Consider the following 15,876-nt stretch of genomic DNA (forward strand, 5'->3'; position numbering starts at 1 on the left):
AACGACAAGGGTAGCCGGAAAGCACCACCTAAGGCTTTTGGGGAGTTGTGCCCGAGAGGCGGCATCGGTATTGTCTGCCAACAACTGTTGGCTTATTGGTATTGGGTGCAATGCTGCCCGGATATGCCTGGGCGTATAATCCAGTATTTCATTACCTGTTACTAAGGAGTAGTTCTATGCGTTTGATCTTGTTGGGCGCCCCCGGCGCCGGCAAGGGCACCCAGGCCCAGTTCATCTGCGAGCGTTTTGGTATTCCGCAGATTTCCACCGGTGACATGCTGCGTGCCGCCGTCAAGGAGGGCAGCGAGCTCGGACTCCAGGTCAAGGAGATTATGGAGACGGGTGGACTGGTGTCAGATGACCTGATCATCTCGCTGGTCAAGGAGCGCATCCAGCAACCGGACTGTGCCAACGGCTTTCTGTTCGACGGCTTTCCGCGCACCATTCCCCAGGCCGATGCAATGAAGCACGCCGACGTGAAGATCGATCATGTTCTGGAAATCGCCGTGCCGGACGAGGAGATCGTCAACCGCCTGGCGGGTCGCCGCGTGCACCCCGAATCCGGGCGCGTTTATCACGTTGACCTGAATCCGCCCAAGGAAGCCGGCAAGGATGACGTGACCGGTGAGGCACTCATTCAGCGCGATGATGACAGCGAGGCCACGGTGCGCAATCGCCTGTCGGTCTATCATGACCAGACCGCTCCGCTGGTCGAGTATTATCAGAGCTGGGCCGAGCAGGAGCCGAGCCAGGCGCCGCGCTACCACCGCGTTGAAGGTGTCGGCAGTGTCGATGACATTACCTCGCAGGTGATCAACGCCCTGGAAGGTTGAGAGCGGCGCGACGTTGCCCGGCAGGATCCCAAGGCTCGCTTCGGCGGGCCTTCGTTGTGCTGGGGACCCTGCGTATAATGGCCCGTTCAACTCATACTCATGGTTGCTGCTATGCCGATCCTGTTGGCCCTGGATGCTTCATCGAGCGCCTGTTCTGCTGCCTTGCTGCGTCGCCGCGAAGAAGCGCCGGATGAGCTGGTATCCCGCTTCGAGCTGGCGCCGCGCACCCATACACAACGCCTTCTGCCCATGGTGGACGAGGTGCTCGGCGAGGCCGGCCTCTCGCCCGGCGATCTCGATGCCGTGGCCTATGGTCGTGGCCCCGGCTCCTTCACCGGGTTGCGCATTGCCGCCGGTGCCGCCCAGGGGCTGGCATTCGGTCTCGATCGCCCGCTGCTGGGGATATCGACCCTGCAGTCACTGGCACTGGGCGCCCATCGTCGTCATCACTATCGCTATCTGGTCACTGCGCTGGATGCGCGCATGGGCGAGGTCTATGCCGCCTGCTGGCGTTGCTTCCAGGGACGGGTCGAGGCCCTGAGCGATGAAGCCGTGCTGCCGCCGGCGCAGTTGTATCTGCCGGCCGGCCATGACGACCACGACTGGGTGGGAGTGGGCTCGGGCTGGACGCTGCAGGCCGACATGCCGGCCCCGACTCAGGTCGCCATGAGTCTCTCTCTGCCGGATATCGAGGTGACGGCCGAGGATATGGCGCTGCTGGCCGCCGATGCCTTTGCAGCGGGCGAGGGGCGTGCCGCCCATGAAGTGCAACCGGTCTACCTGCGCGACCAGGTCGCCTGGCGCAAGCAGCCATGAGCGCTGATGCCAGCGTCGCGGTGGAGGCCGCCCCAGCCCTGGCGGATCACTGGGGCCTGCCGCTGCGCAGCTTGGCTCCGGACGCTCCACTGGTGCTTCGCCGTGAGGACGGTCGCCTGGTACTGGCGGGGGAGCCGAGAGAGTACGGCAACCCCCTGGCGGTGGATTTCGTGACGGGCCGGGCAGCCCATCGACGCCGCTTCGGTGGCGGTCGTGGCCAGTTGATCGCCCGGGCCTGCGGTCTCGGCCAGGGCATCACGCCCTCGGTGGTAGACGCCACGGCCGGCCTGGGGCGCGATGCCTTCGTGCTGGCCTCGCTGGGAGCCGAGGTGCTGCTCATCGAGCGCGTGGCGGCCATCGCGGCGCTGCTTCAGGATGGCCTGCAACGCGCTGCCCGCGACCCCGAGGCAGCTGAAGTGGCCGCCCGTATGCAGCTGGTGCATGGCGATGCCGGACGCGACCTGGCTGCGCTGGTGCAGCAGGGCGGGGTGGCACCGCAGGTCATTCATCTCGATCCGATGTTTCCTCATCGTGCCAAGTCGGCCCTGGTCAAGAAGGAAATGCGGCTGTTCCGCGAGTTGGCCGGCGACGATGCCGATGCGCCCCGCCTGCTGGAGGCCGCCCTGGACGTGGCGACGCATCGGGTGGTAGTTAAGCGCCCGCGCAAGGCGCCGGCCATTGATGGCCCCCCGCCGCGCCACACCCTGGAAGGCAAGACCAGCCGCTATGACCTCTACGTGCACCGCTCCCTGAAGGCCACTTGAGGTCGTTCAGGCCTCTGCCTGACGGCGCACTCGCCGCAGACGCTGGCGCAGTGCCGGGTCGAAGAGAGTTTCCACCTGCCGGGCCGCCGCGCTCAGGCGTGCATCGGGATGCAAGGCTCCTGCCTCGTCAGTGCTGAGCCAGGCTTCGCCCTCCAGATTGTCGACCAGCCCGGAAAACAGGGTTTTGTCGAAAAATTCCGGTGAGTCGCGACCGGTCAGGCGTGCCAGGCGCTCGGCCAGCTGTCGGGTGCGCTGGGTAAGCCCCTCCCGGGTGAAGTGGCCGGGTGCCTCGCTGAGTAGCACCGAGAGCAGCAGATAGCCACGTTCCATGGAGGGCTGAATCAAGCGACCCAGCATGCGCAGTTGCTCTTCACCGGCCAGGCAACGGGTGGGCCGCCAACCGCCTTCATCGACCTCCAGCAGCGACAGCCGGGTCAGTTCATCCAGCACCTCGGCCAGGCCGTCACGCAGCGAGGCCGGTGCGTCGATTGCCAGCTCGCGCGCCAGGATCGGCCAACTGGGCGCCAGCAGTGTCTCCAGGTCGTCCAGCGTATGGTGGGCATGGTGGCGGAAGGCAAAGGCCGTCAGGGCGCTCAGAGCAAACAGGTGCAGGACATTGTTGCGATACCAGCCCAGCAGGGTGGCCTGCGCCGGTTCGGCGGTGATCAGCTCGCCCAGGGTGTCACGACAGTGGTTGAGCATGCCCAGCTTGTGGACCTGCTCGACCCAGTCCTTCGGCTCGCCCTCCGGCAGGGCCGTGGCACGGCGCCCGCCGAGCCCGGCCAGCAGCGCCATCTGTCGCTCAAGCAGCGGTCTTTCGATGGCGCGATGAGGTGTCGTCAGCAGGACCAGGGCCACCAGATTCACCGCGTTCAGGGAGGCCGCCGCGTTGATGCGTCGGCTCAGGGTCTCGCCCAGTCGTGTCACGGCATGGCGTTGCCAGGCGGGGCGCGCGTCGGTCGACGCTGCCTGGCGCCACTCGGGTACCTCGCGATCCAGGAAGGTGTTGAGAGCCAGCGGCTCGCCGATGTTCAGCGCCACGCGGCCATGCGGTTCGCGCAGGCGTCGCAGCACCCGCAACAGGGCCAGCGGCGACTCCTTGCGCTTGCCTCCGCCGGCCAGCTCGCGCTGATAGCTGGCCTCCTCGAGAATACGCTCGTAGCCGATATAGACCGGCACGAAGATCAGCGATTGCCCGCCTTCCTGCTGGTTCCGCAGGAAGGAGTCGAGGGTCATGGAGAGCATGCCCGGGCGTGGCGGCAGCATACGACCGCTGCGCGAGCGGCCGCCCTCGATGAAGTATTCCAGCGGATGGCCGCGGCTCAACAGCCGGTGCAGGTACTCTCGGAAGACCGCGGAATACAGGGCCTGCCCGCGAAAGCTGCGGCGCATGAAGAAGGCGCCGCCACGCCGCAGCAGGGGGCCGATCAGCGGCATGTCGAGATTGCGCCCTGCGGCAATGTGTGGCGGCATGAGGCCCTGGGAGTACAGCGCATAGGAAAGCAGCAGGTAATCGATATGACTGCGATGGCAGGGCACGTAGACCAGGGTGTGCTCGCCGGCCAGTTCCTTGACACCTTCCAGCCCGCGGGCATCGACGCCGTCATAGAGCCGATTCCACAGGCGCCGCAGGAGGCCGTCCATGAAACGCAGCACTGGGTAGCTCATGCTGGCGGCGATCTCTCGGCCATAGCGCCTGGCACGTCTTGACAGGCGAGCCTGCTGACGGGGACGGGTCGCCTCCTGCTGAATGGCGCTGCGGACCGGCGCACTGTGCACCACGCCTTCGATCAGAGTACGACGATGCGACAGGTCCGGCCCCAGCACCCGGCTGCGCATGCGCCGAAAGTGCACCCGCAGCAGGCGGGCGGCCTTGCGATCGGTCAGGGGGATGTCGCGGCCATCGTCGAGCTCCGAGAGGCGCAGGGGAGCCCCGAAGTGCACTTCCAGATCGCGGCCGTTGACCAGCACGGCGAGCAATCGTCTCAGGCGTCCGGTCAGCCGCCAGCTGTCGGCGGCCAGCAGTTGCCAGATCCCGAAGCGCTTGCCCGGTGCGCGCCCCCAGAAAATGCTGACCGGCACCAGCTGGATGTCCTGACCGGTTTGCCGATACGCCTCAAAGGCCGCCTGAAAGGGGGCGGTGGGCCGACGGCGACGCTGCATCAAGCGCCGCCGCGTGCTCGGCAGGGCGATGAGCGATGCCACCAGTTGGTCACCCACCTGGTGGCGAGCCGTGGCATCGGGCAGGTCGCCATCTTGGGTCAGACTCTCCAGCAGCAGGCCGTCGGAGAGTGACGAGCGCGGCAGGACATAGAGCGTCGGCATGTCGGGGGCGATGCCCAGATCCTGCGCCGAGGGTTCCTGCAGGCGTACCTGGGTGACGGCCGCGACCAGGTGGCGCAGTGGCGCACGGAGCCACTGGAGGCGACGCGGTCTGGGCATCCTGGTGCACTCGGACGAAGAGGGGGACCGGGTGTCGGGCATCATTCGCGCCTAGCGCTTCCCGGGCCGGCCGGGGTGACCCTTGCGGCGAGGCTTGGGTTTGGGCGTTTCCGGCGGTACTCGGTAGTGAAGGTAAAGGTCCAGCACCAGCTCGGGGAGTTGACCCGCGAGTTTCTCGAGGCGCTGGGTGTCGCCGGCCAGTTCGGCCATGTCGGGCTCGTCGGCAAACAGCCCGGATAGCAGCATGAAGGGCAGCAACAGGGTGGCCGCGGCTTCCTCGTCCTCGGCAAACCAGGCAGCCTCGTCCAGGAAGACGCCTTCCATGAAGCCGGCGCACCAGTCACCGATCGGGGTTTCCTCGGGGGCGGCACCGCCAAGTTCCAGGTCGAACAGCAACTCTGGCAGGCCGCCTCCCTCGAGCACCTGCATGGCGTTGTGGCGCAATGCTTCCAGCAGGGCGAGGATGCGCTGCCGCTCGGTGTCGTCGGCAAAGTCCGGCTCGCCATGAAAGAGTTCCGGCACCCAGGTCGTGGACGGGACCTCGCGCGGGGCAATGGCCAGGGCGATCAGAAAGCCGTGGGCGCTGATCAGGTCCAGGGCATCAGCATCCACTTTATCCGACTCGAGGAAATCATCGAGCTGGTCGAGGGCTTCGTCATCGAGGAGTGGCTGGGGTTGCGGTGCTTCGGTCTCGGACATGTCTTGAGGCTCTGAAATAAGTGGACTTTACGCTGCCTTGGCGTGGCGTCATTCTAGCACCCTATGACGTCGCCCGTGTTGCCCGACCCTGATCGCCGATGGCTCGATGCCCTCGACCGTGATGCCAGCCAGCAGGCCCTGCATGAGCGGGTCGAGGCCGCCTGGCGACTGTGCCGTGATGTCCACGATAGCTTGCCGCGCCCGGCGGTCTGGCTGGACCTGCGTGGCAAGGGCGCCGGGCAGGCGCACTTCGGTCGCGGGGGGCTGCGCTTTAACCCGGTACTCTTCGATGACCATCGCCACGCCTTCCTGGTGGAAGTGGTGCCCCATGAAATGGCGCATTGGCTGGTCCATCACCTGGCCGATGGTCAGCATCTTGCACCACACGGCCATGAATGGCGCACGGTGATGCGTCAGTTGTTCGGCCTCGAGCCTCGAGTCACTCATCAGTTTGATACTCGCCGTGCCAGTCCCTCTCCCTACCGCTATCGCTGTGCGTGCCGCGAGCATGATTTCACAGCGCGGCGTCATGGTCTGGCGCGCAAGGGTCGGCAATACCTGTGTCGTGACTGCCGCCGCCCCCTGATCTACGTGGGGCGTTCAGATGGAGCGTGATTTTCCGCTAACATCTTGTTATAAATAAGAAAAATCTTCATACCAATGTCTAAGGGGAGCCGCGCTCCGCGCAGCGTATGCTGGAATCAAGATTCATGGCGTCGGGCGGGCCGTTGTGTCCTTGCCCGGCTTCATCAACCTGAAGGGATCATCCCGAGGATAGAGGCATTTTGATGAGCGATCAGCAGCACATCTACCCCGTTCTTGATGGCATCGCCGCCCACGCCTGGGCGGACAAAGCGACCTACCAGGCCATGTATCAGCGCTCCGTGGATGATCCGCAAGGGTTCTGGGCGGAGCAGGCCGAGCGACTCGACTGGTCCATCCAGCCTTCCATCATCAAGAATTCCTCCTTTGCCTCGAACAACGTCGATATTCGCTGGTTCGAGGACGGCAAGCTGAACGCCAGCGTCAACTGTCTTGATCGCCACCTGGAGAAGCGCGGCGACCAGCCGGCGATCATCTGGGAAGGTGATGATCCTGGCCAGTCCAAGACGCTGACCTATCGCGAGGTTCACGAGCGTACCTGCCAGCTGGCCAACGCACTCAAGTCGCTGGGGGTCAGCAAGGGCGACACTGTCACCCTGTACATGCCGATGGTGCCCGAGGCGGCGATGGCCATGCTGGCCTGTGCCCGGATCGGCGCGGTTCACTCGGTGGTCTTCGGGGGCTTCTCGCCGGATGCCCTGGCGCAGCGCGTTCAGGATGCCGCTTCTCGGGTGGTGATTACTGCCGACGAATCCGTGCGCGGCGGCAAGCAGGTGCCGCTCAAGGACAACGTCGACGCCGCCCTGACGCGAGACGGCACCGATGTCGCCGAAAAGGTGCTGGTGGTTCAGCGCACCGGAGGCCAGGTCGACTGGCATGAAGGACGTGATGTCTGGTTCCACGAGCTGGTCGACCAGCAGTCCACGGACTGCCCGGCGGAGGACGTCGGTGCCGAGGATCCGCTCTTCATTCTCTATACCTCCGGCTCGACCGGGGCACCCAAGGGGCTCAAGCACACCACCGGCGGTTACCTGCTGCAGGCCGCCATGACCCATCAGTACGTCTTCGACTACCAGGAAGGCGAGGTCTACTGGTGCACGGCCGATGTCGGCTGGGTGACGGGGCACAGCTATATCGTCTACGGGCCGCTGGCTAACGGGGCGACGACCCTGATGTTCGAGGGCGTGCCGAGCTATCCGACCAATGGGCGCATGGGCGAGATCGTCGACAAGCACCGGGTCAACATCCTGTACACCGCGCCGACCGCCGTGCGGGCCCTGATGGCGCATGGTGATGACGTCATGGACTCCAGCTCGCGAGACAGCTTGCGCCTGCTGGGCACGGTCGGTGAGCCCATCAACCCCGAAGCCTGGGAATGGTACTACCGTGTGATCGGCAATGAGCGCTGCCCCATCGTCGATACCTGGTGGCAGACCGAGACCGGCGGCATCATGATCGCCCCGCTGCCCGGTGCCACCGATCTCAAGCCGGGCTCGGCGACCCTGCCGTTCTTCGGCGTCCAGCCGGCGCTGGTCGACAACGAAGGCAACCTTCTGGAAGGCGCCACGGATGGTAACCTGGTGATTCTGGATGCCTGGCCGGGCCAGGCGCGCTCTATCTGGAACAATCACGAACGCTTCGTGCAGACCTACTTCTCCACCTACGAGAACATGTATTTCACCGGCGACGGCTGCCGTCGTGATGAGGACGGTTACTACTGGATCACCGGCCGCGTCGACGATGTACTGAATGTCTCCGGTCACCGCATGGGCACCGCCGAGATCGAGTCCTCGCTGGTGGCCCACGAGGCCGTGGCCGAGGCCGCGGTGGTGGGCTTTCCGCATGACATCAAGGGGCAGGGCATCTACATCTATGTCACCCTGAATGACGAGATCGAGCCGTCCGACGAGCTCAAGAAGGAGCTGACCCAGTGGGTTCGCAAGGACATCGGGCCGATCGCCTCGCCGGATATCATCCAGTGGGCACCGAGCCTGCCGAAGACCCGCTCCGGCAAGATCATGCGTCGTATCCTGCGCAAGATTGCCGCGAACGAGTGCGACGGCCTGGGTGATACCAGCACTCTGGCCGATCCCTCGGTGGTCGAGGATTTGATCGAACATCGCGCCAACCGCTGATGAGTTCGTGTCCCGACGCACAGAAAGCCGACCCATGGGTCGGCTTTTTTGCGACCTGGAGGCGAAGTGTCGACAATAGCAGTGGAGTGCTTGGGCATTGCCTCGGCCATGGGGTAACATGCTGTAAACGACAAGCATCCAGCGGGCGGCGGGGCCCTTTCAGCCCGTTGCGTCCGGAACCGGAGGAGAACCATGGCCTTTGCCCAGAAATTCATCGTTGCCGATGATCATCCACTCTTCCGCGCGGCCTTGACTCAGGCGTTGCGTCAACTGGCACCGCAGGCCGAGATCGTCGAGTCGGACACCATGGCAGCCACCACTGATGTCGTGACCCGACACCCGGATGCCGATCTGATCCTGCTGGATCTGCACATGCCCGGGGCCCATGGATTCTCGGGACTGATTCAGCTGCGCGGACAGACACCGGACATCCCGGTGGCGGTGGTCTCCGGCAGTGATGAGCTATATGTGGTGCGGCGGGCCATCGACTACGGGGCTTCGGGCTTCATACCCAAGTCGGCCTCGCTGGCACTGATTGCCGAGGCCGTCGGTGAGATCCTGGACGGCGAAGTCTGGCTACCGGAAGACATGGCCGAGGCTCTCGGCGAGTCCGATGAAGAGGACGCCCGTTTTGCCGAGGCCATTGCCTCGCTGACCCCGCAGCAGTTCCGCGTACTCAACATGCTGACCGAAGGCCTGCTCAACAAGCAGATCGCCTACGAGCTCAATGTCTCCGAGGCCACCATCAAGGCCCATGTCACGGCCATCCTGCGCAAGCTGGGCGTGCATTCTCGCACCCAGGCGGTCATCGCGGCCCAGAAACTCGAGGTCGAACCGCCGAAGGTGGAGCAATCCTGAGCGTCGGCTGTGCCGACGTCCCAGAAGACAGAAGAGGGAAGTACGCGGCTGACACCGCTTGAAGCGGGAAGAAAACCCTTGACGCCACAATCCCGAGCGTTAGCCTGGCTTCTTCCTTCTTCCTTCTTCCTTCTTCCTTCTTCCTTCTTCCTTCTTCCTTCTTCCTTCTTCCTTCTTCCTTCTTCCTTCTTCCTTCTTCCTTCTTCCTTCTTCCCCTGTTCTAGCCTCGCGTTGCCCGGCTGGCCTGCAGGGTACGCGTCAGCAGGGCGCGCAGGGCGGCGGGTCGCAGGGGTTTCAGCAGCAGGTGGTAGCCGGCGCGCTTGACGGTCTCGGCCACTTCCTCGGTGCGGTCTGCGGTGATCACGATGCCCGGTACATTGCCGTCCAGCCGCTCGCCGAGTGCCTCCATGGCCATCAGGCCGGTGACTTCATTGTCCAGGTGGTAGTCCGCCAGGATGGCATCGGGGTCGTGGTCCAGGTGGCGCAGTACCGACTTGGCGCCGCCGATCGAGGTGGCGGTGAACACCTCGCAGCCCCAGCCGGTGAGCATGGCTTTCATGCCCTCCAGGGTCAGTGACTCATTGTCGATGCAGACGATGCGCGTGCCGGCGAGCTTGTTACCGGCCCGGCGTGGTCGGGCCTCTTCGGTCGTTGCCGGGGCGCGTGCCTCGACCACCGGCACGCCGATGCTGAACATGGTGCCGGCGCCTTCTCGGGAACGCACATTGATGGGGTGGTCGAGCACTCGACACATGCGCTCGGCGATGGAAAGGCCCAGCCCCAACCCTTTCTCGTTTTCCTTGTGGCGCGAGGCCTGATCCAGGCGGCGGAACTCCTGGAAGATCTCGGCCTGCTTGGCCTCGGGAATGCCCGGCCCGGTGTCCCAGACTTCGATGGATAGTTGCTGGCCGATGCGCCGGCAGCCCAGCAGAACCCGGCCTTCCTGGGTGTATCGAATGGCGTTGGAAAGGAAGTTCTGGACGATGCGTCTGAGCATCTGCGGGTCGCTGTCGACCCAGGCGCCGCTGGTCACGACCACCAGGTCGAGGCCGCGTTCTTCGGCCATGACTTCGAACTCGGCGCGCAGCGGGCGGAAGATATCGGCCAGGGCGAAATGACTGCGCCGCGGGGTCAGGGCACCGGCATCGAGCTTGGAGATATCTAGCAGGGTGCCCAGCAGCTCCTCCGCGGCCTGCAGGGAGTTGTCGATGTGGCCGATGGTGCGTTTCATGTCCGCGGCTTCCATCTCCTGGGTCAGTGCCGAAGTGAACAGACGCGCCGCATTCAGCGGCTGCAGCAGGTCATGGCTGGCGGCGGCCAGGAAGCGGGTCTTGGAGGTATTGGCATCCTCGGCCACCTGCTTGGCCTGGCGCAGGGCCTGCTCGGCTTCGGCGCGTACCCGGTTTTCCTGGCGCAGGGCGGCATTGGCCTCGGAAAGCGCCTGGGTCCGCTCGCGCACCCTTTCCTCGAGGGTCTCGTTGGTTTCCTGCAGGGCGATCTCGGCCCGGCGGCGCTCGGTAATGTCCTGATAGAGTGCGAAAAAGCCGAGGATAGCGCCACTGTCGCCGAAGTGTGGCGTATAGGTCACCAGCATGTAGCGCAGGCCTTCGGGAAGTTGCAGTGATACCTCGAAATTGACCCGCTCGCCCTGCAGGGCACGCTCGATCCAGGGCGAGCGCTCACGGGCCATGGTCTCGGGAATCACCGCCTGCAATGGCTGGCCGATGACCTCGTTGCGATCGATCTGGAAGGCCTGCTCATAGGCCCGGTTGGTAAAGAGGTAGCGACAGTCCTTGTCGAAGTAGGCGATCAGTGCCGGCACATTGTCGGTATAGATGCGGATGTTGTTTTCCGAGCGGATCAGGGCTTCTTCGGTACGCTTCTGCTGGGTGATGTCCTGGTAGGTATAGACGAAACCACCGCCCGGCATGGGATTGCCCTGCACTTCCAGGACGCTGCCATCCTGGCGGTAGCGGACATAACGGTGCGGCTGGCCCTCACGGATGTTGTCGAGGAGCAGCTTGACGTGTTCCTCGGGATCGCCGGGGCCGTATTCGCCGTTGTGCGCATTGTAGAGAAAGATGCGATCGATCGGCGCACCGACCCGGATCAGATGGTCGGGGAAGCGGAAAAGCTCCAGATAGCGCTGGTTCCACACCACCAGGCGCATGTTCTGGTCGATCACGCCGATGCCCTGGTTGATGTTCTCGATGGTGGCCTGGAGCAGGGCACGATTGAACTCCAGCACCTGAGAGGCCTCGTCGACGATCGAAATCACATCCGAGATGCCGATGCCGCGGCCCTGCAGGGCCGAGTTGACGACGATACGCGCTGAGGAGGCGCCCAGCACCGAGGCCAGAAAGCGCTCGGTGAACTGGATGACATCGATGGAGGCCCGTGCGCTGTCCTCCAGGGGCTTGCCGATACGCCGTGCATAGTCATCGAAGGCGCGACCCACCTGGTCGGCGCTCAGGAAACGCTCGCACAGGACCTTGAGGTCGCCCACCGTGGTGGCGCCGGTCCAGGGGCGATTGACCGAGGTCTGGCGCGTCTCGACGCTGTCGACAAACAGCGAGGCCTGGATGCGCTCCACCACTCGCTGCGGGGTCATCTGCGAAACGAAGATGTAGGACACCAGGTTGACGCCCAGCGAGAGCATCACCCCGTGGGTGAAGTCGTCCCCGACGTTGAGCCCGAACAGCGCCGTGGGCGACAGCCAGCCGATACTTAGCGGCCCGCCCTGCAGCCAGGCTTGGGGCAGCACGCCGGCGGCGATCAGGTCGGGCACCAGCAGGCTGTAGGCCCAGATGGCAAAGCCGGCGTTCATGCCTACGATCACGCCCAGGCGATTGCCGCGTTTCCAGTAGAGGCCGCCGATCAGCGCCGGCGCGAACTGGGCGGCGGCGGCGAACGACAGCATGCCGATGGCGGCCAGCGAGCTGAAGTCGCCCAGCAGTTGATAGACACCGTAGGCCATGGCCAGGATCACGCCGATGGTAATGCGTCGTGCGCGCAGCACCAGACGACCGTAGTCGCGAGCCTTGGTGTCGAACCAGCGCAGCCGGAAGAGCGCGGGTATGACGATCTCGTTCGACACCATGATCGAGACTGCCACCGCCGCGACGATGACCATGCCGGTGGACGCCGAGAAACCGCCGATGAAGGTCAGCAGGGTCAGCCACTCGCTGCCCGCTGCCATGGGCAGGGCCAGCACGAAGGTGTCCGGGTCGACGCTGCCGTCGGCGAAGGTCGTCAGGCCGGCGGCGGCGAGGGGCAGCACGAAGAAACCGAAGGCCACCAGGTAGAGCGGGAACAGCCAGCGTGCCTTGGACGCATCGTCCTTGTGGGTGTTCTCCACCACGGCGACATGAAATTGCCGCGGCAGACAGAGGATGGCAAGCATGGCCAGCAGGGTCTGCGCCCAGAAGCCCTGACCGAAGTCCTGCTGGGCGAGCTGGCGCTGTAGCTCGAGCTGGATGTCGGCGAAGGCCAGCAGGTCGCCCAGGCCGTCGTACATCCCCCAGGTGACATAGGCCCCCAGGGTCAGGAAGGCCACCAGCTTGACCAGAGATTCGAAAGCGACCGCATGAATCAGGCCTTCGTGGTGCTCGGTAGCATCGGTGTGACGGGTACCGAAGAGAATGGCAAAGGCGGCCATGACCAGGGCGACATAGAAGGCCGTGTCGCCGAACAGGGGGGCGCGGGTGATATCCGAGGCATCGGTGAGCACGCTGAAGGAAGTCGAGACGGCTTTCAGTTGCAGCACGATATAGGGCAGGGTGCCGATCAGCGCCACCAGGCTGGCGAAGGCGGCAAGCGACTGGGTCTTGCCATAGCGCGAGGCGATGAAATCGGCAATCGAGGTCACGTTCTGATGCTTGGCGACGCGAATCATCTTCGCCAGGACCGGCCAGAACAGCAGGAAGGTGAGGATCGGGCCGACAAAGATGCTGGCGAACGACCAGCCGGAGGTCGCCGCCTGCCCCACGGCGCCGTGGAAGGTCCAGGACGTGCAGTAGATGGCCAGCGCCAGGCTGTAGATGATCGGGCGTCGGCGTGTGGCGCCGCGCTCCCTGGCCATGCGATCACCGCGCCAGGCAATGGCGAAGAGCACGGCAACATACAGCAGAGAAACGAGGATCAGTAGCCAGCCAGCGAACATGTGCGCCTCCCTAGGGTGTTGGCGCCATTCTAGCAGGCCATGAGGCTATCCAGCTCCCCGGTGGGCCGGGGAGCAACCAGGATTGCGACAGTCGGGCAGCGCTTGCCGATCAGCGCGTCGTTTCACGCCTTCTCTCGGCCCCGGGGTTCGCCGGAGGCTCACTGATGAGGCGGGCAGACCTGCCGATACAGCGGGTCGTCGGCTCCCAGGCGTCGGCGTTCGTCGGTCTGCGGGCGTTGCTTCTGCTGGCCGAGGGGGATCAGCTCGCGGTTATCGCAGTTCAACAGATGTGCCTGGTGAACCACCGACTGACCCACACCGGAGGAGAAGCGGTAAAGCTGGAACTGGGCGAGAGTCTGGCCATCGGCCCGGATGTGGCGGAGGCCATCCTCGTCCACCAGCGTAAAGGCCGTGGTCATCGGCAGCAGGTAGGTCCAGGGGCGCCACAGCGCCGTGTCCTGCGAGGTCGAAACGATGCGAGCCGAATCGGGCAGCTGTGCCCGTGTATGTTCATACCAGCCGTATTCATGCTGAATCTGATAGCCGAGCATGCCCATGCCCGCCATTATCGGAACGATCCAGCGAGGCAGGCGTTTGCCGCTGAGCAGACGCATCAGCAGACCGAGGCCGGCGGCGCCCAGGCCGGCGAATACAGCGGCGATCAAGTGCCAAATCATATTGAGGTTCCTGACGCTGATCGGGCTTCCCGAAGGAAGCCCGATGCAGGGTGGTGGGGCGCCGCGCACGACGCCAGTGGAGGGATTATGGCTTAGTGGTCGACGGCAGTGCCAGCCCCTTTCGGATAGCGCACGCTTTCGACCAGATCCTGGATCTCCTGCGGCGGTTCGGCCGTCATCCGCGAAATGCCGAAGGCCACCGCGAAGTTGATGATGGCACCCACGGCCCCGATGGACAGGGGCGAGATCCCCATTACCCAGTTTTCCGGGATGTCGGCCAGGTTGTTGGTGCCCGGAATGAAGAACCAGCCCTTGTAGATGAAGATGTACACCAGGGTGAAGCTCAGACCGCTGAGCATGCCGCTGATCGCCCCGGTATTGTTCACCCGCTTGGAGAAGATACCCATCATCAGCGCCGGGAAGAGCGAGGCCGCGGCGATACCGAAGGCCAGCGCCACCACCTGGGCGGCGAACCCGGGCGGGTTGGCCCCCAGGTAGGTGGCGACGATGATGGCCACCGACATTGAGATCCGGGCTGCCATCAATTCGCCCTTCTCGCTGATGCGCGGATTGATGGCGCCCTTGATCAGGTCGTGGCTGATCGCCGAGGAAATGGCCAGCAACAGGCCTGCTGCGGTCGAGAGGGCGGCGGCGAGACCGCCGGCAGCGATCAGTCCGATGACCCAGCCGGGCAGGTTGGCAATCTCCGGGTTGGCGAGTACCAGGATGTCGTTGTTGACGGTCAGCTCATTGCCTTGCCAGCCGCGCTGTTCGGCAGTGGAAGCAAAGGATTCGCTGTCGTTGTAGAGCTGAATGCGTCCGTCGTTGTTCTTGTCCTCATACTGGATGAGGCCGGTTTCCTCCCAGGTACGAATCCACTCCGGACGCTCTTCGTAGCGAATCGGGTTGGCGGTGGCCTGGTCGACATTCTCGACCTGTGTGGCCATCTCCGGATAGACGGTGGTGGCGATGTTCAAGCGAGCCATGGATGCCACGGCCGGTGCGGTCAGATAGAGCAGGGCGATGAACACCAGCGCCCAGCCTGCGGACCAGCGTGCATCCGCCACCTTGGGCACGGTGAAGAAGCGGATGATGACATGAGGCAGGCCGGCCGTACCGATCATCAGCGACAGCGTGAACAGCACCATGTTCAACTTGTTGTCGACGTCGGCGGTGTACTCGTTGAAGCCCAGGGCGGTGACGACCTCGTTGAGCTTGGCCAGCAGCGGCATGCCCGATTCAGAGTGTTCGGAGAACAGGCCCAGAGGGGGAATCGGGTTGTCGGTCAGCTCCAGCGAGATGAAGATGGCTGGGATGGTATAGGCGATGATCAGTACGACGTACTGAGCCACCTGGGTATAGGTGATGCCTTTCATGCCGCCCAGTACCGAATAGAAGAAGATGACCACGGCGGCGATGATCAGGCCGGTCGTGGCATCCACCTCGAGGAAGCGTGAAAAGGCGACACCCGCTCCGGCCATCTGGCCGATAACATAGGTCACCGAGGCGACGATCAGACAGACCACCGCGACCATGCGCGCCGGCTTGCTGTAGAAACGATCGCCGATGAACTCGGGAACCGTGAATTTGCCGAACTTGCGCAGATAGGGCGCCAGCAGGGTCGCCAGGAGCACGTAGCCGCCGGTCCAGCCCATCAGGAAGGTGGAGTTGGCATAGCCGCCCGCGGCAATCAGTCCGGCCATGGAAATGAAGGAAGCCGCCGACATCCAGTCGGCCCCGATCGCCATGCCGTTGGTGATGGGGTGGATGCCGCCGCCGGCAACGTAGAAGTCCTTGGTCGAGCCGACCTTGGCCCAGATGGCAATGCCGATGTAGATGGCAAAGGAGGCGCCGACAAAGAGTATGTTGATGGCAAATTGACTCATG

General features: G+C 64.3%; 11 protein-coding genes. 6 read left to right on the forward strand and 5 right to left on the reverse strand.

What is annotated here, in order from left to right; translation table 11 throughout:
- Positions 1-176 precede the first annotated feature (176 nt).
- The 3 genes from adk to QWY74_RS08590 all read left to right on the forward strand — a co-directional run bounded on the left by adk (position 177) and on the right by QWY74_RS08590 (position 2,413).
- The gene (gene adk, locus QWY74_RS08580) at positions 177-833 is read left to right on the forward strand and encodes an adenylate kinase (RefSeq protein ID WP_290314158.1); all 657 of its coding nucleotides are present in this window, start codon (positions 177-179) and stop codon (positions 831-833) included.
- A 111-nt stretch (positions 834-944) separates the two neighbouring features.
- The gene (gene tsaB / locus QWY74_RS08585; RefSeq protein ID WP_290314159.1) at positions 945-1,649 is read left to right on the forward strand and encodes a tRNA (adenosine(37)-N6)-threonylcarbamoyltransferase complex dimerization subunit type 1 TsaB; all 705 of its coding nucleotides are present in this window, start codon (positions 945-947) and stop codon (positions 1,647-1,649) included.
- Entirely contained in the window at positions 1,646-2,413 is a 768-nt protein-coding gene (locus tag QWY74_RS08590) for a class I SAM-dependent methyltransferase (RefSeq protein WP_290314160.1), read from the forward strand. Before tsaB ends, QWY74_RS08590 begins: the two co-directional genes overlap by 4 nt.
- Positions 2,414-2,419: 6 nt before the next feature.
- On the opposite strand, the gene plsB is transcribed toward QWY74_RS08590, so the two are convergent.
- Together plsB and QWY74_RS08600 are read right to left on the reverse strand one after the other, a co-directional pair.
- The gene (gene plsB, locus QWY74_RS08595; protein ID WP_290314161.1) at positions 2,420-4,855 is read right to left on the reverse strand and encodes a glycerol-3-phosphate 1-O-acyltransferase PlsB; all 2,436 of its coding nucleotides are present in this window, start codon (positions 4,853-4,855) and stop codon (positions 2,420-2,422) included.
- A gap of 51 nt (positions 4,856-4,906) precedes the next feature.
- Positions 4,907-5,554 carry a YecA/YgfB family protein gene (locus QWY74_RS08600; RefSeq protein ID WP_290314163.1) on the reverse strand — a complete coding sequence of 216 codons (648 nt, stop codon included), beginning with the start codon at positions 5,552-5,554 and terminating at the stop codon, positions 4,907-4,909.
- A 63-nt stretch (positions 5,555-5,617) separates the two neighbouring features.
- Here QWY74_RS08600 and QWY74_RS08605 point away from each other — a divergent pair, with 63 nt between their 5' ends.
- The 3 genes from QWY74_RS08605 to QWY74_RS08615 all read left to right on the forward strand — a co-directional run bounded on the left by QWY74_RS08605 (position 5,618) and on the right by QWY74_RS08615 (position 9,150).
- On the forward strand, positions 5,618-6,169 hold the full coding sequence (locus tag QWY74_RS08605; protein ID WP_264824072.1) for a SprT family zinc-dependent metalloprotease: 552 nt from the start codon (positions 5,618-5,620) through the stop codon (positions 6,167-6,169).
- A 173-nt stretch (positions 6,170-6,342) separates the two neighbouring features.
- Positions 6,343-8,292, forward strand: coding sequence for an acetate--CoA ligase (gene acs, locus QWY74_RS08610; RefSeq protein ID WP_264824071.1), 1,950 nt, complete (start codon positions 6,343-6,345; stop codon positions 8,290-8,292).
- Positions 8,293-8,484: 192 nt separating this feature from the next.
- Positions 8,485-9,150 carry a LuxR C-terminal-related transcriptional regulator gene (locus QWY74_RS08615; protein WP_290314165.1) on the forward strand — a complete coding sequence of 222 codons (666 nt, stop codon included), beginning with the start codon at positions 8,485-8,487 and terminating at the stop codon, positions 9,148-9,150.
- A 220-nt stretch (positions 9,151-9,370) separates the two neighbouring features.
- Here the strand turns inward: QWY74_RS08615 and QWY74_RS08620 are convergent, their stop codons facing one another.
- From QWY74_RS08620 to QWY74_RS08630, 3 genes are all read right to left on the reverse strand, one after another.
- Complete coding sequence (locus tag QWY74_RS08620) at positions 9,371-13,312, reverse strand: hybrid sensor histidine kinase/response regulator (protein WP_290314166.1); 3,942 nt, start codon at positions 13,310-13,312, stop codon at positions 9,371-9,373.
- A gap of 158 nt (positions 13,313-13,470) precedes the next feature.
- Positions 13,471-13,989: a hypothetical protein gene (locus tag QWY74_RS08625; protein ID WP_290314168.1), complete on the reverse strand. Its 519-nt coding sequence runs from the start codon at positions 13,987-13,989 to the stop codon at positions 13,471-13,473.
- Between the two features lie 92 nt (positions 13,990-14,081).
- On the reverse strand, positions 14,082-15,875 hold the full coding sequence (locus tag QWY74_RS08630; RefSeq protein ID WP_290314169.1) for a sodium:solute symporter family protein: 1,794 nt from the start codon (positions 15,873-15,875) through the stop codon (positions 14,082-14,084).
- Between the last annotated feature and the right edge of the window lies 1 nt (position 15,876).

The sequence above is a fragment of the Halomonas almeriensis genome (assembly GCF_030409235.1).
Taxonomy (GTDB): Bacteria; Pseudomonadota; Gammaproteobacteria; order Pseudomonadales; family Halomonadaceae; genus Halomonas; species Halomonas almeriensis.

What these genes read in the sequence shown, in the direction of transcription:
- plsB (WP_290314161.1), bottom strand. Translation starts at nt 4,855, where the DNA reads ATGCCCAGACCGCGTCGCCTCCAGTGGCTCCGTGCGCCACTGCGCCAC.
- acs (WP_264824071.1), top strand. Translation starts at nt 6,343, where the DNA reads ATGAGCGATCAGCAGCACATCTACCCCGTTCTTGATGGCATCGCCGCC.
- QWY74_RS08625 (WP_290314168.1), bottom strand. Translation starts at nt 13,989, where the DNA reads ATGATTTGGCACTTGATCGCCGCTGTATTCGCCGGCCTGGGCGCCGCC.
- QWY74_RS08630 (WP_290314169.1), bottom strand. Translation starts at nt 15,875, where the DNA reads ATGAGTCAATTTGCCATCAACATACTCTTTGTCGGCGCCTCCTTTGCC.
- QWY74_RS08605 (WP_264824072.1), top strand. Translation starts at nt 5,618, where the DNA reads ATGACGTCGCCCGTGTTGCCCGACCCTGATCGCCGATGGCTCGATGCC.
- tsaB (WP_290314159.1), top strand. Translation starts at nt 945, where the DNA reads ATGCCGATCCTGTTGGCCCTGGATGCTTCATCGAGCGCCTGTTCTGCT.
- QWY74_RS08615 (WP_290314165.1), top strand. Translation starts at nt 8,485, where the DNA reads ATGGCCTTTGCCCAGAAATTCATCGTTGCCGATGATCATCCACTCTTC.
- QWY74_RS08620 (WP_290314166.1), bottom strand. Translation starts at nt 13,312, where the DNA reads ATGTTCGCTGGCTGGCTACTGATCCTCGTTTCTCTGCTGTATGTTGCC.
- adk (WP_290314158.1), top strand. Translation starts at nt 177, where the DNA reads ATGCGTTTGATCTTGTTGGGCGCCCCCGGCGCCGGCAAGGGCACCCAG.
- QWY74_RS08590 (WP_290314160.1), top strand. Translation starts at nt 1,646, where the DNA reads ATGAGCGCTGATGCCAGCGTCGCGGTGGAGGCCGCCCCAGCCCTGGCG.
- QWY74_RS08600 (WP_290314163.1), bottom strand. Translation starts at nt 5,554, where the DNA reads ATGTCCGAGACCGAAGCACCGCAACCCCAGCCACTCCTCGATGACGAA.